The sequence below is a fragment of the Mesorhizobium sp. WSM4837 genome (assembly GCF_055811435.1).
In genome coordinates, this window is record NZ_JBVVQE010000058.1 from 1 (window position 1) to 26,942 (window position 26,942).

At 60.2% G+C, this 26,942-nt stretch carries 27 protein-coding genes and 1 pseudogene; 12 read left to right on the forward strand and 16 right to left on the reverse strand.

Going from position 1 to position 26,942, the window contains the following annotated elements; translation table 11 throughout:
- Nucleotides 1-32: 32 nt before the first annotated feature.
- The 3 genes from AC0L3D_RS26795 to nhaA all read right to left on the reverse strand — a co-directional run bounded on the left by AC0L3D_RS26795 (nucleotide 33) and on the right by nhaA (nucleotide 3,042).
- Nucleotides 33-743: a cyclic nucleotide-binding domain-containing protein gene (locus AC0L3D_RS26795; RefSeq protein WP_473646334.1), complete on the reverse strand. Its 711-nt coding sequence runs from the start codon at nucleotides 741-743 to the stop codon at nucleotides 33-35.
- Nucleotides 744-932: 189 nt separating this feature from the next.
- Entirely contained in the window at nucleotides 933-1,586 is a 654-nt protein-coding gene (locus tag AC0L3D_RS26800) for a gamma-glutamylcyclotransferase (protein WP_473646336.1), read from the reverse strand.
- A 265-nt stretch (nucleotides 1,587-1,851) separates the two neighbouring features.
- Nucleotides 1,852-3,042: a Na+/H+ antiporter NhaA gene (gene nhaA, locus AC0L3D_RS26805; protein ID WP_473630164.1), complete on the reverse strand. Its 1,191-nt coding sequence runs from the start codon at nucleotides 3,040-3,042 to the stop codon at nucleotides 1,852-1,854.
- A 348-nt stretch (nucleotides 3,043-3,390) separates the two neighbouring features.
- On the opposite strand from nhaA, the gene AC0L3D_RS26810 reads away from it, so the two are divergent.
- The 3 genes from AC0L3D_RS26810 to AC0L3D_RS26820 all read left to right on the forward strand — a co-directional run bounded on the left by AC0L3D_RS26810 (nucleotide 3,391) and on the right by AC0L3D_RS26820 (nucleotide 6,312).
- Complete coding sequence (locus tag AC0L3D_RS26810; protein ID WP_473630125.1) at nucleotides 3,391-4,155, forward strand: class I SAM-dependent methyltransferase; 765 nt, start codon at nucleotides 3,391-3,393, stop codon at nucleotides 4,153-4,155.
- Between the two features lie 406 nt (nucleotides 4,156-4,561).
- Nucleotides 4,562-5,512: a cytochrome P450 gene (locus AC0L3D_RS26815; RefSeq protein WP_473646337.1), complete on the forward strand. Its 951-nt coding sequence runs from the start codon at nucleotides 4,562-4,564 to the stop codon at nucleotides 5,510-5,512.
- Nucleotides 5,513-6,063: 551 nt separating this feature from the next.
- Complete coding sequence (locus tag AC0L3D_RS26820) at nucleotides 6,064-6,312, forward strand: hypothetical protein (protein WP_473630127.1); 249 nt, start codon at nucleotides 6,064-6,066, stop codon at nucleotides 6,310-6,312.
- Between the two features lie 148 nt (nucleotides 6,313-6,460).
- Here AC0L3D_RS26820 and AC0L3D_RS26825 read toward each other — a convergent pair whose 3' ends face one another.
- Both AC0L3D_RS26825 and AC0L3D_RS26830 read right to left on the reverse strand, forming a co-directional pair.
- Complete coding sequence (locus AC0L3D_RS26825) at nucleotides 6,461-8,179, reverse strand: monovalent cation:proton antiporter-2 (CPA2) family protein (RefSeq protein WP_473630128.1); 1,719 nt, start codon at nucleotides 8,177-8,179, stop codon at nucleotides 6,461-6,463.
- A gap of 102 nt (nucleotides 8,180-8,281) precedes the next feature.
- On the reverse strand, nucleotides 8,282-8,971 hold the full coding sequence (locus AC0L3D_RS26830; protein ID WP_473646338.1) for a recombinase family protein: 690 nt from the start codon (nucleotides 8,969-8,971) through the stop codon (nucleotides 8,282-8,284).
- A 474-nt stretch (nucleotides 8,972-9,445) separates the two neighbouring features.
- On the opposite strand from AC0L3D_RS26830, the gene AC0L3D_RS26835 reads away from it, so the two are divergent.
- Nucleotides 9,446-11,365, forward strand: coding sequence for an adenylate/guanylate cyclase domain-containing protein (locus tag AC0L3D_RS26835; protein ID WP_473646339.1), 1,920 nt, complete (start codon nucleotides 9,446-9,448; stop codon nucleotides 11,363-11,365).
- Between the two features lie 185 nt (nucleotides 11,366-11,550).
- On the opposite strand, the gene AC0L3D_RS26840 is transcribed toward AC0L3D_RS26835, so the two are convergent.
- The 4 genes from AC0L3D_RS26840 to AC0L3D_RS26855 form a co-directional block, all read right to left on the reverse strand.
- Nucleotides 11,551-12,027, reverse strand: a complete 477-nt coding sequence (locus AC0L3D_RS26840; protein ID WP_473630131.1) for a phage terminase small subunit P27 family — start codon at nucleotides 12,025-12,027, stop codon at nucleotides 11,551-11,553.
- A 223-nt stretch (nucleotides 12,028-12,250) separates the two neighbouring features.
- Complete coding sequence (locus tag AC0L3D_RS26845; protein WP_473646341.1) at nucleotides 12,251-12,607, reverse strand: hypothetical protein; 357 nt, start codon at nucleotides 12,605-12,607, stop codon at nucleotides 12,251-12,253.
- Nucleotides 12,604-13,050, reverse strand: a complete 447-nt coding sequence (locus AC0L3D_RS26850; protein ID WP_473646342.1) for a hypothetical protein — start codon at nucleotides 13,048-13,050, stop codon at nucleotides 12,604-12,606. The genes AC0L3D_RS26845 and AC0L3D_RS26850 overlap by 4 nt, the downstream gene beginning before the upstream one ends.
- A gap of 1 nt (nucleotide 13,051) precedes the next feature.
- Complete coding sequence (locus tag AC0L3D_RS26855) at nucleotides 13,052-14,392, reverse strand: site-specific DNA-methyltransferase (protein WP_473630134.1); 1,341 nt, start codon at nucleotides 14,390-14,392, stop codon at nucleotides 13,052-13,054.
- 328 nt (nucleotides 14,393-14,720) lie between these two features.
- Here AC0L3D_RS26855 and AC0L3D_RS26860 point away from each other — a divergent pair, with 328 nt between their 5' ends.
- The 3 genes from AC0L3D_RS26860 to AC0L3D_RS26870 all read left to right on the forward strand — a co-directional run bounded on the left by AC0L3D_RS26860 (nucleotide 14,721) and on the right by AC0L3D_RS26870 (nucleotide 17,255).
- Nucleotides 14,721-15,998 (forward strand): phospholipase D-like domain-containing protein, encoded by a 1,278-nt coding sequence (locus tag AC0L3D_RS26860; protein ID WP_473630135.1) that lies wholly within the window; start codon nucleotides 14,721-14,723, stop codon nucleotides 15,996-15,998.
- Nucleotides 15,999-16,331: 333 nt separating this feature from the next.
- Nucleotides 16,332-16,490 (forward strand): hypothetical protein, encoded by a 159-nt coding sequence (locus AC0L3D_RS26865; RefSeq protein WP_473630136.1) that lies wholly within the window; start codon nucleotides 16,332-16,334, stop codon nucleotides 16,488-16,490.
- Nucleotides 16,491-16,964: 474 nt separating this feature from the next.
- Complete coding sequence (locus AC0L3D_RS26870; RefSeq protein ID WP_473630137.1) at nucleotides 16,965-17,255, forward strand: hypothetical protein; 291 nt, start codon at nucleotides 16,965-16,967, stop codon at nucleotides 17,253-17,255.
- Nucleotides 17,256-17,322: 67 nt separating this feature from the next.
- Here the strand turns inward: AC0L3D_RS26870 and AC0L3D_RS26875 are convergent, their stop codons facing one another.
- The 5 genes from AC0L3D_RS26875 to AC0L3D_RS26895 form a co-directional block, all read right to left on the reverse strand.
- The gene (locus AC0L3D_RS26875; RefSeq protein ID WP_473630138.1) at nucleotides 17,323-18,291 is read right to left on the reverse strand and encodes an AAA family ATPase; all 969 of its coding nucleotides are present in this window, start codon (nucleotides 18,289-18,291) and stop codon (nucleotides 17,323-17,325) included.
- Entirely contained in the window at nucleotides 18,288-19,202 is a 915-nt protein-coding gene (locus AC0L3D_RS26880) for a DUF7146 domain-containing protein (RefSeq protein ID WP_473630139.1), read from the reverse strand. The genes AC0L3D_RS26875 and AC0L3D_RS26880 overlap by 4 nt, the downstream gene beginning before the upstream one ends.
- Nucleotides 19,199-19,507 carry a hypothetical protein gene (locus tag AC0L3D_RS26885; protein WP_473630140.1) on the reverse strand — a complete coding sequence of 103 codons (309 nt, stop codon included), beginning with the start codon at nucleotides 19,505-19,507 and terminating at the stop codon, nucleotides 19,199-19,201. Before AC0L3D_RS26885 ends, AC0L3D_RS26880 begins: the two co-directional genes overlap by 4 nt.
- A gap of 597 nt (nucleotides 19,508-20,104) precedes the next feature.
- Nucleotides 20,105-21,976, reverse strand: coding sequence for a 7-cyano-7-deazaguanine synthase (locus AC0L3D_RS26890; RefSeq protein ID WP_473646343.1), 1,872 nt, complete (start codon nucleotides 21,974-21,976; stop codon nucleotides 20,105-20,107).
- Nucleotides 21,973-22,764 (reverse strand): hypothetical protein, encoded by a 792-nt coding sequence (locus AC0L3D_RS26895; protein WP_473630142.1) that lies wholly within the window; start codon nucleotides 22,762-22,764, stop codon nucleotides 21,973-21,975. The genes AC0L3D_RS26890 and AC0L3D_RS26895 overlap by 4 nt, the downstream gene beginning before the upstream one ends.
- Before the next feature lie 430 nt (nucleotides 22,765-23,194).
- Between AC0L3D_RS26895 and AC0L3D_RS26900 the strand changes: the two genes are divergently transcribed.
- From AC0L3D_RS26900 to AC0L3D_RS26915, 4 genes are read left to right on the forward strand one after another with little or no spacing between them, the layout of a single operon-like run.
- Entirely contained in the window at nucleotides 23,195-23,428 is a 234-nt protein-coding gene (locus tag AC0L3D_RS26900; protein WP_473646345.1) for a hypothetical protein, read from the forward strand.
- Nucleotides 23,401-23,718 (forward strand): DUF2924 domain-containing protein, encoded by a 318-nt coding sequence (locus tag AC0L3D_RS26905; RefSeq protein ID WP_473646360.1) that lies wholly within the window; start codon nucleotides 23,401-23,403, stop codon nucleotides 23,716-23,718. Before AC0L3D_RS26900 ends, AC0L3D_RS26905 begins: the two co-directional genes overlap by 28 nt.
- Nucleotides 23,715-25,040, forward strand: a complete 1,326-nt coding sequence (locus AC0L3D_RS26910; protein ID WP_473630144.1) for a recombinase family protein — start codon at nucleotides 23,715-23,717, stop codon at nucleotides 25,038-25,040. Before AC0L3D_RS26905 ends, AC0L3D_RS26910 begins: the two co-directional genes overlap by 4 nt.
- Entirely contained in the window at nucleotides 25,040-25,444 is a 405-nt protein-coding gene (locus tag AC0L3D_RS26915) for a hypothetical protein (RefSeq protein WP_473630145.1), read from the forward strand. Before AC0L3D_RS26910 ends, AC0L3D_RS26915 begins: the two co-directional genes overlap by 1 nt.
- A 204-nt stretch (nucleotides 25,445-25,648) precedes the next feature.
- On the opposite strand, the gene AC0L3D_RS26920 is transcribed toward AC0L3D_RS26915, so the two are convergent.
- Together AC0L3D_RS26920 and AC0L3D_RS26925 are read right to left on the reverse strand one after the other, a co-directional pair.
- Nucleotides 25,649-25,849 (reverse strand): hypothetical protein, encoded by a 201-nt coding sequence (locus AC0L3D_RS26920; RefSeq protein ID WP_077376813.1) that lies wholly within the window; start codon nucleotides 25,847-25,849, stop codon nucleotides 25,649-25,651.
- Between the two features lie 48 nt (nucleotides 25,850-25,897).
- Nucleotides 25,898-26,503: a hypothetical protein gene (locus AC0L3D_RS26925; protein WP_473630146.1), complete on the reverse strand. Its 606-nt coding sequence runs from the start codon at nucleotides 26,501-26,503 to the stop codon at nucleotides 25,898-25,900.
- 35 nt (nucleotides 26,504-26,538) lie between these two features.
- Between AC0L3D_RS26925 and AC0L3D_RS26930 the strand changes: the two are divergent.
- A pseudogene (locus AC0L3D_RS26930) lies at nucleotides 26,539-26,917 on the forward strand (transposase); the annotation flags it as partial.
- Nucleotides 26,918-26,942: the final 25 nt, after the last annotated feature.

A 26,942-nucleotide genomic window follows, 5' to 3' on the forward strand; every position in this document is an offset into this window, starting at 1 on the left:
GCAACAGAATGCGCAGGCAGCGTAGCCGCAATCTAGGATCTCGCAGCTAACCACACCGCCATCATGCCGGTGAGCGAACCGATGATGCCGATTATAACGCCGGCCCACGTGATCACCCATTCGCGCCGGTCCCTGCGCTCTTGCCTGATCGCTTTTCGAAGCTGGGAATAGCCGATCGTCGTCAGATGCCATGTATGTAGTTGATCGGACCGCTCCCAAACCGGGCTGTCCTCGCTCGGGTATTCATAGGGAACGTCCAGGCTGTTCGCTTTCCGCAAAAGCCTCCGCGTCTTGATCGCCTCGATCTTGTCAACGTACAACGAAGTTTCCCGGTGACGCCGGTCTTCAATTTTCGCGCGATCGTCGCTCATCTCGGCATCCGCAAGTTCAATCTCGCAGGCGCGGTCAAGTTGGCCGATTTTGCGATGCGTGACCCATTCCCGGTAGATCGCAGCGTCAATCGGGGTCGATCGCCAGAACGCGGTTGCAACACGCGGGCGCTGTTCGCAAATCGAGCGAAGAGCGCTGTGGCGGATAAAGCCCAATCTACCTGGCGTCATGCTCGAGAAGCTGCAATCCATCACCGCGAGATGCATGCCGTGCAGATCGGGAATGTCGCCCCCGATAAAGAAGCTGGTGATCTGCCGCTTTCCTTCACCTGTATGCTTGTACGAACACACCGCGCCGGTTGAGGTTACAACGTGCTGTGACCGCGGGCATCTCAAATCGTGGGATTCACGCACGATCCGCTAATGGTTCTGGTCGATCTCGACCTCCGATCCGCGCTTCCGTCGCCATGGCGGGCAGCGCGGTAACGCCGCCACAAAAGACGAGGCGGTCTTCGAGCTCGAGCGCGAGTTCACGCGCTTCATTGCCGAGACGGAAAAATACCGGCGCTAGTGGTCATGGTCTGAGGGTTGAGTCCCGTTGGCTCATTTCGCGGGAAGATCTTCGGCCGTCGACGCTTCGATGCGTTCGGCTACCAGCTCCTGCAAACGCCACAATTGGCTGTCGTGAATCCCCATACCTTCAAGGTGACTGACAGTGCTGTGAAGATAGTCGGCCATGGAACCCCACGGACCGCACGCGACCGCGAGCGCGTCGGCGATCTGTTCCAGCGACAGCCCGCGGACACAGCGTCCGCTGTTCCGGTTAATCACAAAGGTGATCGCTTGGAGCGGTCCGTTCTCGGTGCGAACATTCACCCAGCGCGGCGAATGAGCGGACGGCTTGGCGCGCATCTCACGACGAAAGAGCCTGCCGAGATTGGCCTCGATAGCTTCCGGCGGCAGGCGATAGACCGCGCCCTTGCACTGCCCGCCACGGTCGAGCGACAACATGAGACCGGGTTTGCTGTCCGATCCACGAAACCACCGGTCCCAACCGAGGCAGAAGGAGCGGTGCCACCCGGTCACGAAGCCTACCCGCTGCTCCACGAAATCACAGGCCGGGTTCCACATCAGAGATCCATAGGCAAAGAGCCAGACCTCATCAGCTGATGGTGCGGCGGCCAGTATCGCCCGGACGGTGTCATCATGGTCGGCGTCGGACGGCGCGGTGAAGGGCAGTGGCAGAGAATCGTCCACACTGAGGACTCTGGCGACCAGCTCGGGCGTTAGCCGCATTCGACTTGGTTTCGGGGCCATCGCTCGCTAACATTCGCAGCAGTCGACCAAGGCATCAAGTGTCAGATTCGCACCACTAGTCACACCAGGGTCGGCGCTTGCCGGTCCATGGCCGCGCTGGCCGCAGATCATGCCGGGTTGCGGCAAAAGTTGGATCGGCAAAGGAGGCCCCGGCTTTCCCACGAGCCGACAGCAAGCACCCGCAGCGGCCCCCGTCGAAAATGGCTCAGTCGTGCGTAGATTCCTTTGGAAACTTCGCCTTCGCCACGCGCAGAACCAGCCATCCGACGATGCCCGCAAGCGTCGATCCCAAAAGCACTCCAATCTTCGTTTGGTCCTGAAGGAGTGCAGAGCCCGGATAGGCAAGGAGCCCCACAAAGAGGCTCATCGTGAAGCCTATTCCGCACAGCACCGCCACTCCGTAGAGTTGCGCCCACGAAGCACGGCGTGGCATGTCCGCCAGATCTAATCGAATGGCCAACCAGGCGAAGCCGAAAACGCCGACCTGTTTGCCGACAAAGAGTCCGAGTGCAATACCCAGCGGCGCCGGATCGAGCAACGCGGCGGGAGTTACCCCGGCGAAGGAAACCCCTGCATTGGCAAATCCGAAGATCGGAACAATGAGAAATGCCACCCACGGGCTGAGGGCGTGTTCAAGTCGGTGAAGCGGTGATTCCGGGCTATCTCCGGACGAGACTTTCAACGGGATTGTTAGCGCCAGTGCGACTCCCGCGATCGTCGCGTGAACGCCCGACTGCAGCATGAAAAACCAGAGCGCGCAGCCAAGGATTAGATACGGCGCAAGGTGCTTCACGCCGGACCGGTTGAGGGCCGCCAGAGCCAACAACGTCGCGACCGCAAGCCCTAGCATTAGTGGCGAGAGTTCGGCGGTGTAGAAGAGCGCGATTATCGCGACTGCTCCCAAGTCATCCAGAATCGCTAGTGCCGTGAGGAATATCTTTAGCGAAACTGGTACACGCGGACCGAGGAGCGCGAGGACCCCAAGCGCGAAGGCAATGTCCGTCGCGGAGGGAATGGCCCAGCCCCTGAGGTTCAGCGGCTCATTCCAGTTGATCGCGGCGAAGATCACGGCCGGCACGATCATGCCGCCAAGCGCGGCTATCCCTGGCAGTGCGCGCCGCGACCATGTCGCCAATTGCCCGTCCAGGAGCTCGCGTTTGATTTCGAGGCCCACCAGAAGGAAGAAGACGGCCATCAGTGCGTCATTGATCCAGTGCAAAACCGACAGCCCAAAAACATATCGGTGCAGCACATCGAAATAGACGGGAGCGAGTGGGGAGTTCGCGATCAGCAGGGCCAAAGCGGCGACAAACATAAGCGTGAGGCCACCCGCGGCTTCATTGCTGAAGAAGGACCGGGCAATTGAGGGGGGACGAACGCGGGGTTGATTTAGCATCCGCGCTCTTTTCCACGGTTGGCGGACCGGTTCAACCCACGACATTAGTTCACTATCCGGGGCATGCCAGCCGAGGCCTGACCCCGCAACTTGAAAGCAATAAACTAGGGCGCGTACTCTTGGCCATCCTCTTGGCTTAAAACGGCTGATCCTGAAAAAATGACAGATCGCCGCCGTGCTCAACAGGCGACGCGGCGTACCGGTTGAAGTTGTCTTCCGATTTTGGCAGGCACCTCACGTGCAGCCGGCATGTCCGCAATTACAGGTGCAACTCACGAAAGGGCTTGAGTGAGCTCTGGACCTGTTTTTTCTTCCCTTCTGCCGCCAAATCGTCACCGGAAGTTTGGAATGAGCCGAGAACACTGCGCGACGCTCTACGACCTGCCATCATTGTACGATGCGGTGGTTGTGCCCGGCCCGTGCGAATCATTCTACCGCAAGCTTGCATGTTCCACCGGCGACCCGATCCTGGAGCTTGCCTGCGGTACTGGCCGACTAACGATACCGCTGGCGCTTGAAGGCCACGAGGTGGTCGGGCTTGATGCTTCGTATCGCATGCTACGCGCTGCTCGCGCCAAGGCTGAGGCGAAGCGCGCCAAAGTGGAATTTGTGCTCGGCGATATGCGCAGGTTCGATCTTGGCAGGTATTTCGCCTTGGTGATCGTCTCCTGCAATTCGTTGGCTCACATTACAGCCAACGAAGACATCGTTGAATGCCTAAGCAGGATTGCCAGACATCTCGTCCCGGGGGGATTGTTGGCCTTCGATGTCGTGAACCCAAACATGCGCGATCTTGCGCAATGCGGCCATACAGCTGAACGGAGCGAAACCGAGCCTGATCGCTCATATGTCTCGGGCAACAAGGAACTGATTGCCTATGACCCGGTCCAGCAGGTCCAGATCTTAAAATGGCGCTTCGAAGGGTTGGGGCGAAAAATACCGCCTGTCGCGCCGATGCGGCTGCGCGCCTATTTTCCGCAAGAGATGCCGCTGCGCCTAGCATTAGCAGGTCTGGAACTTGCCGCCCGATACGGTGACTTCGACGGCCGCCAATTCACCGGCTCCAGTCCCAACCAGATTTATGTAGCTGGAACAGCAAGGAACGCCAGCTGATATGGTTTCATCCGTTTCGGATCAGTCGACCCCTCGGTCATCTTTTATGCTAGCGTTCCGGTGCGTTCGAAGGGTTGAGGCGGATTCCGGCGAAGCGCAGCGCCTCATAAAGGACTGACGACATTGGAGTGAGGGTATGGTCGAGACGCGCGATTTCGACATCTTATCGCCGGGCTTCCACGCAAACCCCTTCCTTACACTCGACCGCATGCGCACCGAAGGACCAGTGGTTCCCATGAGGCTGCCGATTGTTGGCCGCACCTGGCTCGCCGTGACACACGACGCCTGCGCAACCTTGTTGAAGGATCACGAGAGCTTCGCGCGCGACCCTGCCAACGCGGGGAGCAGGACACAGGCGCGGATACTGAGAGTTCTGCCGAGGTCGCTCGGTCTTCTGGCGCTGAATATGCTCGGCCATGACGACCCGGAGCACCGTCGCCTGCGTGGCCTTGTCGACCAGGCGTTCCAGCGCCGAACCGTTGAGGCCATGAAGCCGATGATCACGCAAATAGCCGATCGGCTTCTCGACAAGCTGGAGGGAAGGCCGGAGGTCGATCTCATGGCCGAGTTCTGTCGCGATCTTCCGCTTTCGGTCATCTGTGCGCTGCTCGGACTGCCGGAGCAGGAACACGATCGATTCAAGAACTGGCTGGGTGGGCTGAAGGACACGGCCAATATCGGCGCCGTGCTCCACGCCATTCCCGGTGTGATCCGTGCAGTCCGCCATCTTCGCCGCGTGTCACGGCAGGGAGGCGGAGCGCTACCCGATGGATTGATCGTGGCGCTGCGCGATGCTGAAACCGATGGGCAGAAGCTCAGCGACGATGAACTCGTCTCGATGATCTTTCTGCTCTTCGGCGCGGGGCAGGAAACCACGACTCATTTGATCTCCGGCGGGCTCTTTGCATTGTTGTCTCACGAGGACCAACGCCGCAGGCTGCAGAGCGACCCCAGCCTAATGCCCACCTGCGTCGAGGAGTGCCTGCGCTATGTATCGCCAGTGCAAATGACCAAGCCGCGCTTCGCGACCCGCGACATGGTCTGGCAGGGACGCCAATTCCGCCGCGGCGAGATGTTCGCCGGATTCCTGGCGGCGGCAAACAGCGATCCCGCCAAGTTTGAGGATCCGCACCGTTTCGACATCGCGCGCCACCCGAACCCGCACCTCTCCTTCGGCACGGGCGTGCATTTCTGCCTCGGTTTCCAGCTCGCCCGGGCGGAGGCCGCGATCGCGTTCGAACGGATCCTCACGCGCTTTCCGGCTATGCGCCTCGCCATCGAGGCGCAGAAGATCGAGTGGCGCAAGCGCCTTGGAATTCGCGCCTTAGCGCAGTTGCGTGTACAACTCGTGACGTGAAATAGGGTGCCGGGCGCAGAGTTTCTTGCACCTCGCTGATGCACTCCAAACACAAAGTCAGGAGGAGCTCTCGTTTTCAGTTGATTGTGACCTGGAGCTGGGTTTTGCTTGGCTTCGAAAGCCCGATCAGAGTCATGACGGCATCTTCGATATACGAGAATCCGTCGGTGTATGACCAGATCGTGCCACCCGGCCCTGGCGAGGCCTTCTATCGCGGGATACCGCGGCAAATGTTCAAAAGCGAAAATAGGGGCATCAGTTGCATTGCCGTGATCCGGTTTAAAGCCTGCAACCGCGGGAGATATTGCTTATCACTAGGATGACTGAGGAATCCAAACGGTTTTTTGCCGCGGTCGTGGGAGGTTTAATCGCTGCGACTGGTTCAATCATACAGCTCAATGCGCAAGGAATCGACAGCCAGGAGGCGATCGGCAAAATCATCGGTTCGGAGGTGATGGTGGGCGGCATCGGCCGATATTCATATCGGCAAGATCGTTGCCGCGATCGAGAAGACCAGCGAAAACATCGGCACAATCAGGAAAGTGTCCAATTTGAGCAAGGTCGACATCGTCTTGCTACCCCACGCGGAAGCAAGCCAAGCAGGGATTCCGCTGGAACTCGACGCCAAGGTCGAGGAATATTGGGCCGAGATTTCGCAGCTTCGGAAGGAGCTCGAAGGAAACGCGATGCTCTTCCACGCTATCGATTCGCGGCAAATACTGCCCACCCAGGTGCTCGCCGTTGAATTCGACGGCTCTGGCGCTGCCATCATCTATGTCGCCCGGCGGCCGAGGCGGTAGAAACCGGGATTATGGCATGTGGCTGTCGCTTGCGCTGCCTGCAAAACGGCTGGTAACGGCAGGTCAGCGGCCACGAGGAGTGCACTCCGGGCATTAGCTATTCGGCTCATCCGCCAGCCGCGAAGCGGTAAATGCCAAGCACGCAGACTCAGAGAAGGCCGGAGCCGCTTGGGGACGTGGGGTAAGAACGATTGCGGACGGTCCTGACGGCCGCATCCACATCCGTTTTGCTGTCCCCGAGTTCTTGAAGGACAGCTGCACCCAGGAGAAGGCTGGATTCGGTCGTTTCGGGCATCACGGTTGTCGCGCCTTTCTCAAGCAGCTCTTGCACATGCACGTGGTGACGCGCCCGGACAATCACCGGTAAGTCGGGCAGTTTGCGTCTCAGCGCCGCAAGAGCCGATTTGGCTGCCTCGGGGTCGTCCAGAGTGATCACCATGGCCTTTGCGCTATCGATTCTCGCTGCGGCCACCATCTCCTCCTGAGAAGCGTCGCCAAAAAAGACCGGTAGACGTTCCTTCCGGGACCGCTCTACATTTTTGGCGTCGAGGTCGACTGCAACCCACCTGTATCCACGCTCGTCGAGCAATCTGCCGATCACCTGGCCGACCCGCCCGAACCCGGCAATGACAACATGGCCCGAGTAAGCTTCGGTCTCTGTCTGTAACTGAGTTCTGCTGGGTAGCCCCCGTCGCTCAAGCTGGCTCTGGGCCGCTCGACCGGCGCGGGCCAGAAGTGGCGTGGTAACCATGCTGACGGCCACGACGGCAAGCAGGAACTGACCGGTCTCGACCGATAGCGCCTCGGTGCCCATCGCGAGGCTGAACAGCACAAAAGCCAACTCGCCGCCTTGGGCAAGGTGCAGGCCAGCGCTTGCAGCGAGCGGCAGCGGCAACCCGAAGGCCGTACATAGGCCGAGGATTAGCAGCGCCTTCACGGCTATGAGTGCAACTGCGACCAACAGGATCCAGTGGAGCTGAGGGAAGACGACGCCCACGTCGACCAGCATGCCGATCGAGATGAAAAACAAGCCCAACAAGACGCCTCTGACAGGCCGGATATCGGCTTCGATCTGGTGGCGGTACTCGGTGCCGGCAAGCATGAGACCGGCTAGAAAGGCGCCAAGGGCCATGGGGAGACCGGCCAGTGCGGTACCCCAGGCCGTGCCGAGCACCACCAGCAGGGTAGCAGCAATGAAAAGCTCCGCGTTCCCCGTGCCGGCGATGACGCGGTAAAGCGGTCGAAGCAGCAGACGCCCGGCGGCAAGCAAGATGACTAGCGCCACGGTGGCCTTTAGGCCCGCCTCGGCGAGCGTCCAAGCCAGTTCTTCAGGCTCTTGGCCCAGCGCTGTGACAACGGCCAAGCCGGGAACGAGCGTGAGATCCTGCAAGAGCAGAACGGAAAGAGCTACCCGCCCGAGATGACTGGACAGCTCACCGCGTTCCGACAGCAGGCGCAATACGAAAGCCGTTGATGAGAGAGCGAGGGCGCCGCCGATTATCGCTGCCTGTTCGATGGTGCCTTCGAACGCTAATACTCCCGCTCCGATGACAGCACCCGTGATGGCAACCTGCGCCACGCCAAGTCCGAACACATATTGCGCCATGGTGCGAAGGCGATCGAACGACAGCTCCAGCCCGATCGCAAATAGCATGAAAACAATGCCGAGCTCGGCGAGGCGGTGCGTTCCCTCAACCTCGCTCACCAGCCCAAAACCATACGGTCCAATAACAAGGCCCGCGATCAAGTAACCGATGACCGCATCAATGCCGAGCCTGCGCACCAGGGGCACGACCAAGATAGAAGCCACAAGGAAGACGACGGCGTCGCGCAGGATAGAATAATCGTGAGGGACGCTTTCGGGCATGATGCTTCGGTCTGCTACAGTTTCATCATCCGCGCAACCTGGTCCTGTTCGGCTGTCGCCCACGGCTTTGCTAACATTAGGAGGAGAGAGTGAATTTCCCGCCTATAACAGCAAGTTCGCAGAAGCTTGCCGCGCCAAGATGTTTCGCACATTCGAGACCTGCCATCGGCCATTGCGCGCTGTGCGAACGCCGCGGTTGTTTAGAGCGATTGCCAGTCCACGTAGGCTAGTGATGCCGGACTGCTGGATGGAGGCGATGATCGGCAGCACGGTTTGGGCAAATCTGTCAGCCTCCCGGATCGAGATCTTCCGACCTCTCGCTGCAGCTTCCGCTGTGTTGGTCGGATTGCCGAGCTTCATTCCAGTGGTCTTGCGAGAGGCGAGGGCGGCCTTGGTCCGTTCCGAGATCAACCGCCGTTCTTTCTCTGCCAACGCGGCGTAAAGGTGCAGCATGAATGGATCGGCATCGGCGCCAAGTTCGGCGACGATAAACGGGACCCGCTGAACCATCAGGCCGGCAATGAAGGCAACATCGCGCGACAGGCGGTCAAGCTTCGCCACAACGACTGGGCATTTGACCTGCCGGGCAAGGGCGAGGGCAGCGGTCAGTTGCGGTCGTCGATCAAGTGCATCCGCGCCCTTTCCGGTTTCGATCTCGGTGAACTCCTGGAGGATGATCATTCCCTCGGCCTCGGCAAAGCGGGCGACCGCAGCACGCTGGGCCTCGATGCCCAACCCAGAACGTCCTTGCCGCTGTGTCGAGACCCGATAGTAGGCGACTGCTCTCGTCATGCTGCTGTTTCCGGGGTGTTCAAACTGCAAACCACCGTTTGCAGTGTGCTCGCCGGCGAATGAGAAGCAACTTCTAAGTGGTTGATTATGCAAATCTTTCGCTCACCGGCGAGCGTAGGCATGGCGCACCAGCCGGTTTCCTCCATCAGACACACTCCCGACTAGGCGACCGGGATGAGAAGCCATCACAAGCGTTCTACGACGTAAATTGACCATTTCTGCCGTTCATTCGCGCCAGTCGAAAGTTCCTAACGGCTTGACAAAGCGGTCATTCCCTTCGGTCCCTTACGTTCGTAGGCCCGGACCATTGTCGACTCGGCAACTTGCGCCACAATGTCCGACAGAAACAAACCTATCTCCGATGCCAACCGCGGATTGAGGGCCGCATCCGTACCATGGGGTCAAGGCGGCGCGCTGGCTGCGGCACGTCGATGGGTGTAAGGTTCTTAGCCATATCCTTGAAAGTGGCGCGGCATGACGGTTCCCCCACTCGATCGGAAGCTGCTGGCGATACTGGCGGCAGACGTGGTCGGTTATTCGAAGGCGATGGAGGCCGATGAGGCTGGTACCATTGCGCGACTAAGAGCCATCCGCGCCGACCTGACCGATCCTGCCATAGCCCGGCACCACGGCCGAATCGTCAAGCTGATGGGCGATGGCGCGCTCGTTGCCTTTGATAGCATTGTTGATGCGGTTGCCTGCGCAGAGGAAATCCAGAAAGCCATGGCCGCACGCAATGCCGCATTGCCTGAATCTGAGCGCATGGTGTTTCGCATCGGCGTCAATCTGGGCGATGTGGCGCTAGTGGACGGCGATTTCTATGGAGATGGCGTCAACGTCGCAGCGCGGCTGGAACAGCTCGCCGAGCCAGGAGGCGTATTGGTGTCGGGCACGGCGTTCGACCACCTGCAGGGCAAACTCGATTGCCCGCTCGATTTCGTCGGCGAGCAGCGGGTTAAGAATATAGCACGGCCGGTGCGCGCCTATCGCCTGAGGCTCGACGGCAAACGGGCTCGCTGGATGTTGCGCAAATCGATGTCGCGCTGGGCCATACCGGTGGCGGTCGCGCTTGCCGCGCTTGCGATCCTTGCCAGCGCTTGGCAATTCTGGCCGGTCGAGATGGCGAGCGCCAAGCCTTCGATTGCGGTGTTGCCCTTGAACAATTACGGAGGCGACGAGGCGACCGGGCGGCTGGCAGACGGCCTTACAGAGGATATCATCACTGATCTCTCCCGTATGAGCGAGTTCGACGTGATCGCTCGCAATTCGACTGACGTCTACAAGGGCAAGTCAGCGGACGTGCGGCAGATCGGGCGCGATCTGAAAGTCCGCTACGTGCTTGAAGGATCGATCCAGCGGCAAGGCGAACGCATCCGCGTCACGGCACAGCTCATCGATTCGGAGACTGGCGTCCACATTTGGTCGGACAGCTGGGACCGACCGGTGCAAGACCTGTTCGCCGTCCAGACCGAGATCGCGAACCATATCATCAGCCAATTCGAAATGACTACGGGCCCCATCAAGAGCGTCGATCTCGGCGCTGCAAGGCGAAAGCGGCCAAAGAGCCTGACGGCTTACGAACTCACTCTCCTGGGAGTCGAGAAGCAACTGAGCCCAACCCGCGAGAGCATCGCGGAGTCGATGGAGATTCTCAAGAAGGCGGTTGCCGCAGATCCAGGCTACGCACGGGCATGGATCAATCTCGCCTGGGCGCACACCATGGCTGCACATTATGGCGCCGACTGGGAAGACTCGAACCGGGCAGCAACGGAAGCCGCCGAACGCGCCGTGGCGCTCGACCCGAATGATGCCGAGGCGCATGCCGTGCTGGGTGAGGTGCTCGCCTCCAGAGGGGAGTTCGCCCGGGCCAAGACTGAACTTGACATGGCGCTGCGTCTCAACCCCGGTTCTTTCTCGATCCTTGCCTATTACCTTGGCTGGGCGAGCGCCTTCGGTGAGCCGGAGCTAGGTGCAGAGTTGGCCGACCGTGCTATTCGCCTAAACCCGAACTACAAGCCTTGGGCGAGCAGCGGCCTTCGCTATGCCTATTTCATGGTGGGCCGTTACGAGGATGCGCTCAAAGTGATGGAGCGCCAGACGCCTGACAACTACAGCAAATACGGATGGGTCGAACGCGCTGGAAGCTTCGCGGCTCTGGGTCGAACGACGGAGGCCGAGGCGACGGTCAAGGAAACCTTGCGGCGTTACCCGGACCTCACCATCGAAATGATCGCCAATGACGAAGCGTTCAGTGCCGCCGAAACGCCGCGGCATATCGAGACAATGCGGCTAGCTGGCTTCCCGCCCTGTGCCAAGCCGGAAGAGGTGGCGAAATTTGCCAAGCCGGTGCGGCTGCCGGAATGCGAGGCGGGGCAGATTAAGCGGTCGCCATAGAACAGCTCGGCAAAGGCCGCGAGCTAGTGGAGCGCGAAGCCGCGCGCGTTGCAAGCGTCACCACGATAATGAATCACGTTGCAAGAATTACCGACTTGCCGAATGACCGCTGTGCATCGCAAGCGCCAGTTCGCTGGCCGGACGATGAATGGCGGCAAGTGGCGCGATCCAGACCTCGCGCTCGCTCAAGTAAAGAACTCGTCCTCGTCCTCGCCGGTGAACTCCCATGGCTTGGGTCCGATATGGTTCGTCGTCGCCACCCGACTGCGTGACACGGGCGAGAGGCCGAGCTCGCTCATGAACTTGTGCATCAGCTCGACATTCTTGTTGGAGATGGCAAGCCAGGGCGAGGGCTGCACATAGCCGGCCGGCGTCCGTAGAAGGGGAGGGGTTTCCTTGAGCTTCTTCTCGGCCTCCACCCAGCGGCCATAGGCCTGACAGTAGGCAGCGAGTGCGGCCCGATCCAGTTCGCTGATGATGCCGAGCTCGTGGAGGTAATGCGCAAGCCGCTTCCACTCGGCCTTTGCCGTGGGCATCAGATGGGCCGGGCAGGTCGGCATCGCCGTCACCGGCTTTGGCTCACGCTTGTTGAGGGGCCGCTTGCCTGGATTGCCGAGCGCAATCTTCAGTGCCGTCGGCGTTGGCTTGCGTCCTCGCATCATGCTTCCTTTCAGTCCGTCGCACCGCCGCTATGGGCTCCGGAGTTTGTCGACCATTTCGCGGCTGCAATCATGCTGCCGGAAGGCCGAAAGGCCCGGTATTTGGCCATTCCTAATCCAGCCGTTACGCTGCTACCCCCTGCCAATTTCGCGGTTCTTCGAAGAAAGGGGAGGCACCGGTCGCAGGGTGAAAAGCTGTAGAGATATGACCGCCCCCCGCGAGGCACTATAGCGGCTTCATGTCTTCATAGGTGGTCACGAAGGTCACTGGTGTATCCAGTTTTCCCTCTAGCTCATGGATGGAGGTCTCCTTCCAGCGCGCCCTGGTCTTCAGCCAGAAGATTGCTGCAGTGACGGCCTCCCGACCTTCACCGGTCGCCTTGCGGTAGAGGCTTTCGGCGACCCGTGCGTTGGCCTTGATGGCGCCGCTCTCGAGCTCATGAGCGTAGGTCGCCTTGAGGTTTTGCTCGTCTGTAGCGAGCACGCAGGCGATGTCGGCCGTGCTAAGCCCGAAGCCGGCCAGCGCCTCCACCCGGGAGTTCAGTGGCCGGTTTTCCAGAGGAGCTTCGATATCGGGGTTCATTTGGCCCGGTCCGCGTCCCAGAAGGTGACGAGATTGTTCGCTGGCGGCGTGCCGGCAGGAGACTTGCCCAAGCTTGCAGGATCCGGAGCGCGAAGGATGATGCGGCGGATCTCATGCACCTGCTCGATCGGCTTGCCGTTCAGGCCGGAGTGCTCGTTGACCGAGGTCTCCTTCCAGCGGCCGCGTGCCTTGAGCCAGAAGATCGCGGCGATGACCGCTTCACGACCTTCGCCCGTTGCCTTGCGGAAGAGGTTCTCCGCCACCTTGGCATTGGCCTTGGTGTGGCCAAAGGCCAGTTCGTGTTTATAGTGCTTGCGCAGCGTCTTTGGATCGACACCGACCATGCCGGCAATCTCGGCCTCCGGAACACCATAGCCTGCCAGGCCTGCCAGCGCCTCTACCTGGCGGCGATGAAAAGCATCGGGCTGATGCGAGGGCCGCATCTCAGGCAGCCTCCGCCAGCCGCTCGGCCCCGAGTTCAGCGAATGTACGGCCATTGCCCTCCAGCGTTGCCGCCTGACCGGTGAACTCCTGCCAGCGTTTCACGGCGACGTCGACATGGGCGGGGTTGAGCTCGATGGCGTGGCAGCAGCGGCCGGTCATCTCGGCGGCGATGATCGTGGTGCCCGACCCGCTGAACGGCTCATAGACCGCTTGTCCGGGCGAGGAGTTGTTCTCGATCGGCCGCTTCATGCATTCCACCGGCTTTTCGGTGCCGTGGCCCGAGGCCGACTTCCTGTGCGGGATGGCCCAGACGGTGGTCTGCTTGCGATCTCCCGCCCAGTGGCCCTTCCTGCCCTTCCTGACGGCATACCAAGCCGGCTCGTGCTGCCAGTGGTAGTCGCCGCGGCCGATGACCAGCCGGGTCTTGTCCCAGATGATCTGATAGCGAAGGTTAAAGCCTGCCGCTTCCAGGCTGTCAGCCACCACGGGCGCGAAGAGACTGGCGTGCCACACGTACACCACGTCGCCTGGAAACAGCGCCCATGCTTCCCGCCAGTCGGCGCGGTCGTCATTCAGTACCTTCCCGCTGGCAGTCCCGGAGCCTCCAATGCCCCGCATGACGCGCCACTCAGGATCGTAGGCGACGCCATATGGGGGATCCGAAACAAGCAGATGCGGCTTCACCCCATTCAGCACTCGCTCCACGTCGGCTGGGTTGGTGCTGTCGCCGCAAATCAGCCGGTGTCTGCCGAGGAGCCAGACATCGCCGGGGAGGGTGGCTGGCTGCTCCGGTGTTTCAGGAATGTCGTCCGGATCAGTCAGGCCCGCCGTGCCGAGGCTGGTGAGCGTGGCGATTTCCAGGTCGTCAAAGCCGGTCAGCGAGAGATCGAAGCCGAGGGCGGCAAGGTCACCGAGTTCGAGCCCGAGCAGTTCATTGTCCCAGCCGGCGTTCAACGCCATCTTGTTGTCGGCGATGATGTAAGCCCGCTTCTGCGCGTCACTCAGCCCGGAGAGCTCGATCACCGGCACGGTGCACATACCAAGCTTGCGCGCCGCCAGCAGGCGGCCGTGGCCAGCGATGATGCCGTTCTTGCCATCCACCATGACCGGGTTCGTCCAGCCGAATTCCCGGATCGAGGAGGCGATCTGCGCCACCTGGGCATCCGAGTGCGTCCTGGCATTCTTTGCGTATGGGATCAGAGCCGCGGCAGGACGGTACTCCACAGCAAGGCGAGGAGCAGGATTTTCGATGCTGCCGTTCTGACCAGCGACGGCCGGAATGGCATCGTCCGTATCAGCCGCAGTTGCCCAACCGAGAACCGCTTCTTGCTCCGCCTGCATCAGAGTTCCTTTCCGCACAGGCGGAGTGGGTGGTGAATGTCCGCCTGCTTCAGTATTGATTATAACATGGCCTTATGTGATTGTAGTCGCTTCTGTTTTTCGCTTGGCTACGATTGTTTGCGAGCTGCTTCGCTGGTTCCGTACTGGCAGTGCTTGCGATTGGCGAATAGAGGGCCGGGGAACGAAGTCGCCTCTTCTACATTCTCACCCCGGCATCAATTGTTGCTCGAAGCGGGGAATTTTGCAGGACAGGAGAGGTCGACCAAATGGCAGGCAGGCGCGCCTCACCGCGCTCCTCGGCGGGCGCACGTGCAGCCAAGGGGGATAGGTGAAACGGCTGCTCGACATCCGCCTTCACATAGGGGTCGTCCTGGGTTTCGTGTTGCTGGTCGTCACGCTCAACCTCATTCCCGAGCAGCATGCAGTACGCCAAGCCATTCCACACGCCTATGGTATTTCCGACCCGCAGTTCCTTGAGACCATGGAGGCCGTTTACGGCGGCGAAGTACGCCGGGGACATGTCGTTGAAACCCTTGTAAACGGCGTTGAAATATACCCGGCCATGCTTGGCGCAATCAGGGAAGCGCGGTCTTCGGTAAATTTTGAAACCTACATCTATTGGTCCGGAGAGATCGCTCTGCGCTTCGCCAACACTCTCGCCGATAAGGCGCGGGAGGGAGTACCAGTCCGCGTCCTCGTCGATTGGGTTGGGAGCATTCCCTTCGACCAGCGCCTCATCGACATCATGCAGCAGGCCGGGGTTTCGTTTCACCGCTTTCGGCCGCTGCACTGGTACACCCTGGACCGGGTGAACAATCGCACCCACCGCAAGCTCCTCATCGTTGATGGATCAGTCGGATTTACCGGCGGTGTTGGGATAGGCGACGAGTGGCTGGGCGACGCACGCAACGCCGACGAATGGCGTGATACTCACTATCGCGTCACCGGCCCGGCAGTGTCTGCAATGCAGGCAGCGTTTGCCGATAACTGGCTGGAGGGGACGGGTGAGGTCTTGAGTGGCAGCCCATTCTACCCAGCCGAGGACGAGAGCGGCCCTCTGGGCGCCCAGGTCGTTATTTCGTCGCCGCCCGAAGGTTCGGTATCCATGCATCAGATGATGCTGATGGCCTTGGCGGCGGCTAAACGCCATATACGGATCGGCATGGCCTATTTCGTGCCCGACGATGTTGCTCTCGCCCAGTTGCTTGCGGCTCGGGCACGCGGCGTCGAGATCGACATCATAGTTCCCAGCGAGAATACCGATGTGCCAATCGTGCGAAAGAGCTCACGTTATTTTTGGGGCGACCTTCTGCGATCTGGAGTGCGGATACATGAATTCCAGCAGACCATGTATCACCCCAAGCTCCTGATCGTAGACGATGCTTGGGTAACAATGGGATCGGCCAATCTTGACGAGCGTTCGCTGCGGCTCAACGACGAGGCGAACCTCAACATTTACGGAGAGGAGTTCGCCGCCGAGCAGATTGCGATCTTTCAGGACGACCTGAAACGGTCGCGGCAGATCAGTCTTCAGGAATGGCAAAGCCGGCCGCCAAGTGAAAAATTCACCGACTGGATCGCGAGCTGGTTGAGAGCTCAACTCTAGGACGACCCGCGTCGGGACATGCGTCCAACGCCGCATAGAGTCATCGGCGGGAAAGCCACGGTATTCCGCAGCCCTTTTCCTCCGGTTATCGGGATTGGCCGCCCGCCGCGGCCATATCTTTAGATTAGGTTGGAGCAACACACCCGTTGGAAGGCGGAATTGCTGGGTCGGCACCCGTTGGAAAACCGTTGGCGCACACCCGTTGGAAGCACCGATGGAAATCATTGACCGGCCGCCTTTTTCGCAGAAATGACAATGAGTCTGCCGGCGCTTTGACGGTGGCCCGAAATTCTCGACGGCAAGTTCGTTTTGTTCCAGGAGGACGGCTATGGCTTGCTCGAACTCGCCCACTGCGATGGTGCGCTTTCGCTGACCGAGGTTCAGGATTTGATTGGCGGGATCTTCAACGCCGTTGACGAGAGCGGCGATGACAGCGTCGACATAGAGGAAATTCAATCCTTCTTCCACGGAGGCGCGGACGAGGTCCGCTGAAAGAATCTTTGTCCAGGCAAGGTCCAGAAGGCGTCCCACTGTCCCATTCCTTAGGAGTGTGGGACAGTGGGACGGGAGTTCTTGGAATGGGGGGACGATGGGCAGATTTATTCAGCCAACTGGAAGTCGCGGCAGCTTGCGCTGGATCCAACAAGCTGTGAACACGTGTCCGCAGGTTCTTGACAGGCTCATTCTCGAGGCAAGCCAGATCAAGGGGTCACTGAATTGGCTGTCTCCATTACGCACTGACGAATTCGCCGAATATCGAGACTCCGATTTCCTCCAGCGTCTCGGGCTCGAACGTTTCATTGGTCCGCTCGCTGAATTCTGGCCAAGCGAGGCCCCCAATGGGACGCCCTCGGTCGTTCCGACACCGGTAGTATCCTTCTTGTGGAAGCTAAAGCCCATGTTGGAGAGATTTGCTCGCCAGCGTCTCAGGCAGGCGCGAGATCAGCGGCGCAGATAGACCTCGCTTTGGCCGAAACCATTGCGTTCATTGGCGCGGAACCAAAAGCCCCTTGGCGACAGGCATTCTACCAACTCGCCAACAGGATAGCCCATCTCCATTTTCTGCGAAGGAACGGGGTGGACGCCTGGCTGGTGCTGATCAATTTCACGGGCGACACTGAGATGGGAGGGCCAGGAGGCGAACGGGAGTGGCAGGCCGCCTATCAAGTCGTCGAACATGCTATGGGCGTGCGCAAGCGGCATGAGCTAAGCCGGTACATCATTCATATCTATCCCGATATCTCGGAGCTGGTTTGACGCACCGAATTCTGCTGTCCCACAGTCCGACTCTTAAGGGCGTGGGACAGTAGGACAGGCGCTCAGGTCATCCGGGCAATTTTCCTTCGGCCCGCAATTTGCTCTGAATGCGATTCACTTTGGATTTGCTGAGGCCTGTCTTCTTGGCGATGTCCCGGACGCTATCCCCGGTGAGCGACATGCTCAGGACGAGGTCGGCCTCAAGATCGTTAATCGGCATGACTGTCCAATGAGCGTGGGCATCACGGACCTCCAGTTTGGCTTCGAACGGTGCTGCGGCCTCGCCAAACACGCCACGTGCCTTCGCCAAGTGAACTTCGAAACGCGCGCCGTCTTCGACCTGGTAGTCGCCGGGGTGCTTCAACGTGACGAGCGTGTCCAGCACGTCCTCACGTTTGCTGGTCCCTCTGGGGTTGCCTCCGCGGCCTTCATGTTCGACCAACAGAACGCTTACGCCTTGACGGCGCAGCCTGAGTAGCCAGCTCTGCATCGTGTCCCAACTCTCAGCCTCATTCTCGCGACCGCCGGTGACTAGCGTCGAACGGTTGTCGAGGATCAACAGCTCAGTTGCGCCGAGCAGGGCCTCCAGGCGCTCTTGCGATTCCTTCTGCGCGAGATTGAGGCCGACGCCAATCTCCTGCTCGTCCATCGACAGGATTCGCAGTCGTCCAGATGTTACCGGGCTGAACATGCGCAACCGCTCCTGAAGATCGGCACCAGGCATTTCGCCATCCACGTAGAGGACATGGCGAGCAACCGGTGCTGTCCAACGCAAGAAGGTCCCCCCCGTTGCAACCGCGTGAGCAATGCCGATTGCGACCTGAGTTTTGCCGACGCCACGAAACGCCGAGAGCATCACGAGACTGCGCGTGCGAAGGATCGGTTCAAGGATGTGCTCCCGAGGCCTGAGCCTCATCGATGTAAATTCGTTGGACGAAAAGCATTTCAAAGCTGCCGCCCGCGCCAGGTCAGTTCCAGGCGATACCGAGCGGCTGGCCCCTATGGCGTCGAGTGCTTGCTCGGGAGACAGGATCATGGCCGGCCTCTATCTGCAAAATCTGTGTGCGCGAGCCTTGGCAATACTGTTGTGACTTCACGTCCAGCCGACGTCCAACGCTCACCGCATGCTCGCGCTGCACCTCGGCCGGCGTCGTCATGATCGGTGAAGATCGTCAGCGCCTCAATGCCGGCCAGAACGGGGAAGTTCGCTATGCCGCCGGCCGACAAGGCTGCCCAGGTCGGGCGGAAGCCCATCGCGATACAGGCGAGGGCAGTCTCGATCCCTTCGGCGATATGCAGGCCGGAGGTCACCTCCTCGTCGGGCGAGAGCTTGACGCAGGCACCCGAGACCGGTCCGAGCATTTTCTTCTGATTGCCGAGGCCGGGTATGTCAGCCTTGCCGAAGCCATTGGGCGCCAGCGCGGTACGGTGGATACCGCGGAATTGGCCGGAGTGGATGTCGACCATCTTTGCTACCAGCGCTGGCAGGCGCATCACCACGCGGTCGGCAAGCCGGAACGGGCAGGTTTCGTGAAAACGAAGCGCGTCCGCGTCATAAGCCTCTGAATGCAATTCGAGCCCACGATTGGTTAGATAAGCCTCGGCAACCGTCATGCGGATCGGCGTGGTTTCTTCCCATAGTCGGGCAGCGATGCGGACCCGATCGCCGCTCGGCGCCTTGAGCGTGGCCTGCCGTTGGTTGGAGGGTCTCCTGCCGCTGTGTAAGCCAAGGACTCGCCGGATATGATCCCGACAGTCGCGCCAGTCATCATTGGCAAAGCTGGTGACCGCGAATCCGTCGGGTGCGGCTGGCGTCAGGAGGATGGACATCGATCGGTCCCGGGCGGAATGGCCGGGGCCAGGCGCCACGATCTTCGACCGGCCGGCGACTTCGCCGCCGAGCAACTTGGCTGCCAACTCGACGTTTATGGTTGGCGGCGTGTTCATGCTGCGCGCTCGAGCAGCGCCGGCAAATGCTCAGCCGGCACACGGGCGCCGGGGCGCATGATCGCCAGATAAGAAAACTGACCACACGCCAGCCTGCGCTGTACGAGATGGACGAGCCGCTGTTGCGCCGCCCGATAAGCCCGCCGGGCAAGACGCGCCAGCTCCAGGCGCTCAGTTTTGGCCAGTTCGGAGATCTGAGGATCAATGTCCAGGATGAGAAAGCCGCAGTGATATTCGGCTATCTGGCCGGCGGCCGCATTGCTTAGCCAGGTGGTGAACTCGGCATCGTCGCCGGCGGTGAACACAGAAGTGGGATAATTTCTCATCGCGTGCCTCTCGCTCCTTTCGACTTTCGCGGACGAAAGTCCTTTCGGGATTGAGTACCGGAGCGAGTCCGGACCGGCATTACGAACTCCTGCGCTCCGCCACGATAGCGAGGTGGTGCGAAGGTCATCGCAAACAAAATGAGCGGTGCGTGACCGCGAGCAGCGGCGCGAAGGAATACATGCTTGCTCAGTAGTCCGCCCTCCGATGCGGCCCATCAGCGGCACCCGGTCTTTTCGATTCGATGAAGTCCGCGAGCCTCAAAGGCCTCCACGTCCTCCAGGCGGTAAACAACGCGCCCGCCAACCTTGAGGTAATGGGGACCTTGTTGCAGCCATCGCCACCTTTCGAGAGTGCGGGGGCTCAGGCTCCAGCGGCGAGAAAGTTCAACTTGATTGAGGTGCCTGACGACCATAACGCATCCTTTTGTTGCTCGTTCAGTCTTAAGAAGACCGTGAGCAGGATCGCCGCCGGGCGCTGCAGTTTATATGTTGGCTGAGGATTTCTTTTGTGACGGGCAGGACATAAATGGCTAGGCAAGTTGCGGCCGGGACAAAGCCGATTGTGACATTCCATTATTAAGATCGTGACACGTCGGCATATGCCGATTTCAAATCAGCTCGGGTTACCTCCCGAAGCACGGGTGCGAGGCGATAGCCTTGCCCGTGCAGGTTCTCGATGAGGCTTTCCGGGAGAACGATTCCCTGATCGACAGCGAGCCGCTCGGCCACTGCTTCTCTGATGCGCATTATCCGCGCGCGCATAGTCGGCTCCTGCACTCCAAGCTTAAGGGCGAGATCGCTGGACGGGAAGTACGGCACATCTTCCCCATTTGATTTTGCCAGCCGATGAAAAGGCAGCAGTGCCTCAACGACGCAATAATCTGCGCCTTCAAGGTGGTAGCCGCCCCGAAACAAGATCCGACGCTCCTTTGCGTCTACAGCAAAATCGCAGACAGGTTGCTGCAGCTGGTCCATGAAAGCGGCCACCTCAACAAGGTGATCGGCTATAGGAGGCGCTTCGATCCGATCGCGGCTGACGCATAAATTGAGCAGAGCGCCGCGGGGAAGTGTGCCGTGAACCAGGGGAGACGTATGATCCCTCAAGCCGCCTTCCAGGACTGCGAATACGGCGTCCGCATGCCGCCTGTACAACTCCCACATCTGGTCAAGCGCCTGCTCGGAAGAGAGGTCAGAAATGTGCTGCACGGCCGAGTAGACGTCTGGGTTGTCTATCGGAAACCGCTGACGCGTCGAGTTCAGAATCCCGCTGTTGAATTTTACATAGCTGACGGCCAGTCGAACGTCATCGTCGGCATCCCTTCGCCCGAAGAGGAGATCGATACCGTACCCGTCTGCAGGCTCAAGCTCCCCTGCGCCAGCGGCGAGCACGGCAAAGCGGCGGTCGATGCACTGGGAGCAGCGACCGCAATGCCGCACGTCCGTGCTCCAGACCATGGGATGGACGCAACTCACCGTCCGCGGCAGGAGGGGTCCGAAATCGTGGAAGAGGATCCGCTCAACGACCTCCTTCTTGGTAAGCCATAGATACGGAGTGTTGATTTCCACCTGCCGGTCGGCAAGATGAGAGAAGATGCGCTCGAAGCCGCGAATGACCTTCGGATGCGTCGTCTTAGTCGCCCGCGAGCCCAACACATCTTTGGCGATAGGCAGGTTCAAGCTGACAACGCCATTCTCATAGAAGGTGAACCGGTCCTTGCCGAACATCTGCGCTAGGACAAACGCCAAGCTGGCGAAGAGGAACGATCGTGAGCGCTGCGTGGGTTCCGCCGGGTCGACATTCGCGTTGGTGACGTTGACCGGGACGTAAAAGAGCCGCGCGCCGTAGCCAGCCCCCCTTAGTGCAGCAACCAATTCCTTCTGGACCGCGAACACTTTGGATGCGGAGTGATGCCCAACCAGCGCTGTGCGTCGTCCTTCGCCGACGATGCTGTCCAGGGCGCCGGCGAATGAGTCAATTCCGCCGGAAAAGAGCGCCACCTCGTCTGGGGTGAACGAACCCTCGGACATGTCGGGAAAGTACATGGCCGGCTCGCCAAGCGGGTTCACAGCTTCGACGAACTCGAACTCGTAAGTGTCGTCGGAAAGGAAGCCGAGCGTGCTCTCCAGCAGGTCGCGCAGTTGGAAGCCCGACCAGACCTCGGGGCAGCGCACTGGAATTATGAAACGCATGCCGCGCGTCCAGAGGCGGCCAGCTTGCGCAAGTTTTTCGCTGCCGCGAGTGGCCCGCTGATCCCCGCAGTAGACGTATGCGGCTATTTCCAGAAGATCGAGCAGCAGCTCGGGAAGGTTGCTCACCATCGCCTGACTGATGTCGGAAATACGCAGATTGACGGTCCGCTTGCCCTGGACGTCCATCTCGAAGCGGCGTGTCTCCGGCGGCGCTGGAGAAGCTTCAGTCGCGCCGCAAAGAAACTCGAACTGCCTCATGCGGCCAGTCCACTGCGGCGAGACAGTTCGTTGCGGACTTTGGTAAAGGCATGAGCCGCGAACCCAGTCGCGTCATGTCGGGTGAGATCCTTATCGAGATGGAAACGATTGTTGCCGAGCCAGTCTTTGGCGAAGGCCCGCATGATTATCGTGGTCTCCTTGCAATGGCGGTGGATGGCGCCCTCGAAGTGGCGTACGTCAGCGACGGACCGCATCGGGCTGCCAGGTCCGATGTGTCGTGATATTTCCCTCTCCAGAAAATATTGAATATGGCCCTCGAGCAGATTGGTGAAGAAGCGCTGCGCAAGCTCGCCAAATCGCTCGGTTGAGGCGAAGGTCGCGATTGTAACCCGCTCATCTTCCAGCGAAGCCTTCCACAGCGAAGGGGACCTGTCGAGTGTGAGGCTATTCAGTGCGGAGATCGCAGCATTGCGGGCAATAAGACTGAAATCGGTAATGTCTCGCCCGTTTTTGCGACGCGCCCGCTCCACCGCGTCGTTAAACCCTGAAAGGATATCTGTCAGGGACGGATCAGGAGGAACCTGAATACCGATCTCCGCGAGGGCGGCCTGGAAATCTGCGTCCTTGGCTGCCTGCGGAATTTTGAGCAGGAGCCAGAAGCCTTCAACAAAAGCAGGGTCCTTCACTGCTTCCGCAAGTGACCTGTCGGCCGCTCGCTCCACGGCCTGGGCAATACGGGCGATGCGGAAGTCGCTTTCGTCGAGGAGCGCTACGACTTCTTTCCACTTCTTGGTGGTGGGCAGGTTCCCGAGACGAATATGACCCATGTCTGCGACCCTTGCATTCAAGCGCACTATGCGCTTCGGTCGCCTGGCCGAAAGGTACCTTGCCGGCGTAGTTAAGGCTTACTTGCCGGAGGTCGTGCAGTTTTCGCTTTCCTGCGCGTTGATCACTTCTTCTTCGACCCGTCTCCTTTGATTTCCGGCCCCCATGGAGCCGCGTTTTCCGCTGGCCTATACGCTTGTGGATGCAAGCACGACCGACACATTCATTATCGCGGTTCGGCCCGAGCGCGCTATCTCCCGACCGGCTCTCGACAGCCGAGCGCCTTGCCGAAATCGCCTCGATCCTGTCCGCGGGTCTGGTGCGTCTTCGGGCGCGACAGTCAAGCAGACTATTTGCGCAGCGAGAAAAGACTTCAGTCGACTTCGCGACCACGGAGAGCGTGTGTCGGGACCACTCGCAAGGGGAGTTCCGATGACAAAATTCTCTACTGAAGACAGCATCAAGGTCGCGGGCAGGGCGCTCGCACCCGATCGATACGACGATCCGAACGTGCTCGCTCGTGTGGCAGCTTTGAAGACGATGCCTACACCGGAGTTGAAGGCGCACTGGCGCGACCTCTTCGACCGCGAGGCGCCGCCATACAACCGACGTTCCTCGAAAGCCGGCTGGCCTATCGCATCCAGGAACTCGCCTTCGGTGGCCTGAAGCCGGAAACAGTCGAACGGTTGAAAGCATTGGGAGAAGACTTCGACGGCGGCAACATCGCGGTGCGACGCATCCGCGGTGAAGATCGTCCGATTGCCGGCACACAGCTCCTCCGAGAATGGCAGGGCATAGAGCAGAGCGTGACGGTGCTGGCCGATGGATATGAATGGCAGGGCAGGCCATACCAGTCGCTGTCCTCAGTCGCGCGCGCGATCACCGGTACGCGCTGGAATGGCTGGCTGTTTTTCGGGCTGAAGAACCATCGCAGCAAGGCGAGGGGACGGTCATGAACATTGCTGATGCAAAGACTATCGTCCGCAAGCTGCGCTGCGCGGTCTACACGCGCAAATCCAGCGAGGAGGGGCTCGACATGGAGTTCAACTCGCTCGATGCCCAGCGCGAGGCCTGTGAGGCCTTTGTGGCCAGTCAGAAGGCCCTTGGGTGGGTTCTGGTGCCCGATCGCTACGACGATGGCGGGATCTCTGGCGCAACGCTGGAACGCCCTGCCTTGAAGCGCCTGCTGACCGACATGGAAGTCGGCCTAGTCGACGTGGTGGTGGTCTACAAGATCGACCGCCTGTCACGCTCGCTCATGGATTTCTCGCGGCTGGTCGAGGCCTTTGATGCCAACGAAGTCACATTCGTCTCGGTGACCCAGAGTTTTAACACCACCACCTCGATGGGCCGGCTGACGCTCAACATCCTGTTGTCCTTCGCCCAGTTCGAACGCGAGGTGATTGGCGAGCGCATCCGCGACAAGTTCGCAGCCTCGCGGAAGCGCGGCATGTGGATGGGTGGCTGGACGCCGCTCGGCTATGACATCAAGGACCGCAAGCTGGTCATCAACGAAGCCGAGGCTGCAAATGTCCGCATGGTATTCGAGCGGTTTATCTCGACAGGCTCGGCAACAACCCTGTCCAGGATTCTGACGGCCGAAGGGATTTTGACCCGCCGCGGCCGGCCATTGGACAAGGGCGTGATCTACAAGCTGCTCAACAACCCTGTCTATGTCGGCGAAGCCGTGCACAAGGGTACCTCCTATGCTGGCGAGCATGAGGCCATCATCACTCGCGCCATCTGGGACAAGGCGCAGGCTATCCTGTCCGATGGTTCAAGGCAGCGTGGCGCTAAAACAAGAGCGCAGACACCGGCTCTTTTGAAGGGTCTCCTATTTGGGCCGACGGGATGTGCGATGTCGCCGACACATACGCGCAAGGCAGGCAAGCTCTACCGCTACTATGTCAGCCAATCGGTACTGAAGCGCGGACCGAACACATGCCCGGTCGGGCGCCTGCCAGCAGCCGAGATCGAGGCCGCCGTCATCGATCAGCTGCGTGTCCTTATCCGCTCGCCAGAAATCATCGTCGCCACCTGGAAGGCAGCGCGCCTCACGGATGCTCACATCGGTGAAGGCGAGGTGAGGTCAGCATTGCTCGACCTCGATCCGCTCTGGAACGAACTCTTCCCGGCGGAGCAAGCGCGCATTGTCCAGCTGCTGGTCGAACGCGTGGACGTGACAATGGACAGCCTTTCCATCCGCCTGCGCACCGAGGGATTGGCGGGTCTTGCGGCCGATCTCAACCAGCGTCAGGATGTCAGGAGCGCCGCGTGATGTCCGATGCAGAGGTCAGCGGCAACGCAAGCATCATCACCATTGACGTTCCGCTGACGCTTCGCAAGCGGGGAGGGCGCAATCTGATCGTCGCGCCGATTGGCCAGGAGCAATGGGCCTCTGCTCGGCCCCGCGTTGACAACACGCTCGTTAAAGCAATTGCCCGCGCCTATCGCTGGCATCAGATGCTGAAGCAGGGCGCCTACGCGAGCGCCGAGGATATCGCCAAGGCAGAGAAAATCAGCGCCTCATACGTCAATCGTCTCTTGCAACTGACGCTGCTTTCTCCGGCAATCGTCGAGATGGTCCTTAACGGACACCAACCCGCGACGATGACCACCGCTGAACTGCTTCAGCCGGTGCCGATTGAGTGGCGCGCACAGCAGCATACGTTGCGCGGCTAGGGCCGCTTTGCGCCGCGTTTCGGCCGTTAAGGTCAGCTTTGCCACCGCCTGGAATCGGACATAGCCGGGGACCACTCTGGAAGTCGCGATTGCGCCATTTGCCGACATTCACGGAGCGTTGGCAATCCCGACCTACGCCCGACCGCCGAATCGGCTGTGCGGTCGTGCCCTGTGCCGGCACGGAACTGCAGACGAGTGCAGCATTCATGTCCCACGACCAGGTAGCAGTCGCCAACGTTGTACGAAAAAGGCGGGATGCGTTTCGGTCCACTGGGCGACAAGTGGTTGCGCCTGTATAAAAGCGGCCCCGGGATGGATGGCCAAATCGCCGACGATCAACTCGCGCGACTCGCAGGCCTCCGGAGCGGATGTCAGGCAAGCCAGAATGACGAGCGTATAAAGCATTGTCTTGTTCCTTCGCGGAGATCGAGTTCGTCCTCGGAGGCGACAGATTCAATGGCCGGCACGAACGAGTTCGGGAGGGGGCTCGGCTCCTGCCACGAAGAGTTTGCCGCCGGCCCGCGAAATCTCGACGGTTTGGCTGCGCTCGTCCAACCTGCCTGGAACCGAGATCGTGAGGCTTTGGCCTTCATCGAGGGTTGCCTCGAAGCGCACAGGCAAGCCCGCCTCTCCTTCAGCGATCGTGGTGACCACCCGGAAGCTGTTATCGGCTTCCGTATAATAGACGACGCCTTGAAAACCGCCGAGATCGATACTCCCTCCTTGTAGGGGGTCCAGTTCACCTGCAGAGGCGTAGCCCGTCGTCACGCAAAGCGCTGCAAGGACCGTGTATCTGTACATGATATTTTCCTCCCCAACCGAACAGGTCAGAACAAGATCGGTGCGCAAAGCATATGAGGAGTGGGTAGGTTCGTCTGTGAGAATTCTCACACGCGTGGCAAATTCAAAAACGAGGCCGGGCGCGTGTGGCAAGATGCGGATCGCGTCATGAGCGCCGGTCGCACCCAACGTCGGCTTTTGAGAAAGATTCCAACGCAGGAAGGTCGGGATTGGGTCGATAGTGTTGAAAAAGTCCGGGTTGCAGCGGTCCTGAAGCACTGATTCAATCTTCGTTGTAAGAGGAGATTGAGTCGATGATGGGCGAGCAAAGTGTGATGCAGGAGGAGCTGTTCTATGGCTTCAGCCTGCAGCGGCATGTGCCGGCGGACCACCTGCTCAGAGCGATCGACCGCTTCGTCGATCTGTCCGCCATCCGCCAGCATCTGGCGCTACAGCCCGATCGGCCGTCCCTCGATCGACCCTGAGCTGCTGATCCGCATGCTGATCGTCGGCTATTGCTTCGGCATCCGCTCGGAGCGCCGGCTGTGCGAGGAGGTACATCTGAACCTGGCCTATCGGTGGTTCTGCCGGCTTGGCCTCGAGGGTGATGTGCCGGACCACTCAACCTTCTCCAAGACCCGCCACGGACGCTTCCGCGATGCCGATCTGCTGCGCGAACTGTTCGAAACCGTCGCCGATACCGTTGAAAAAGTCCGTG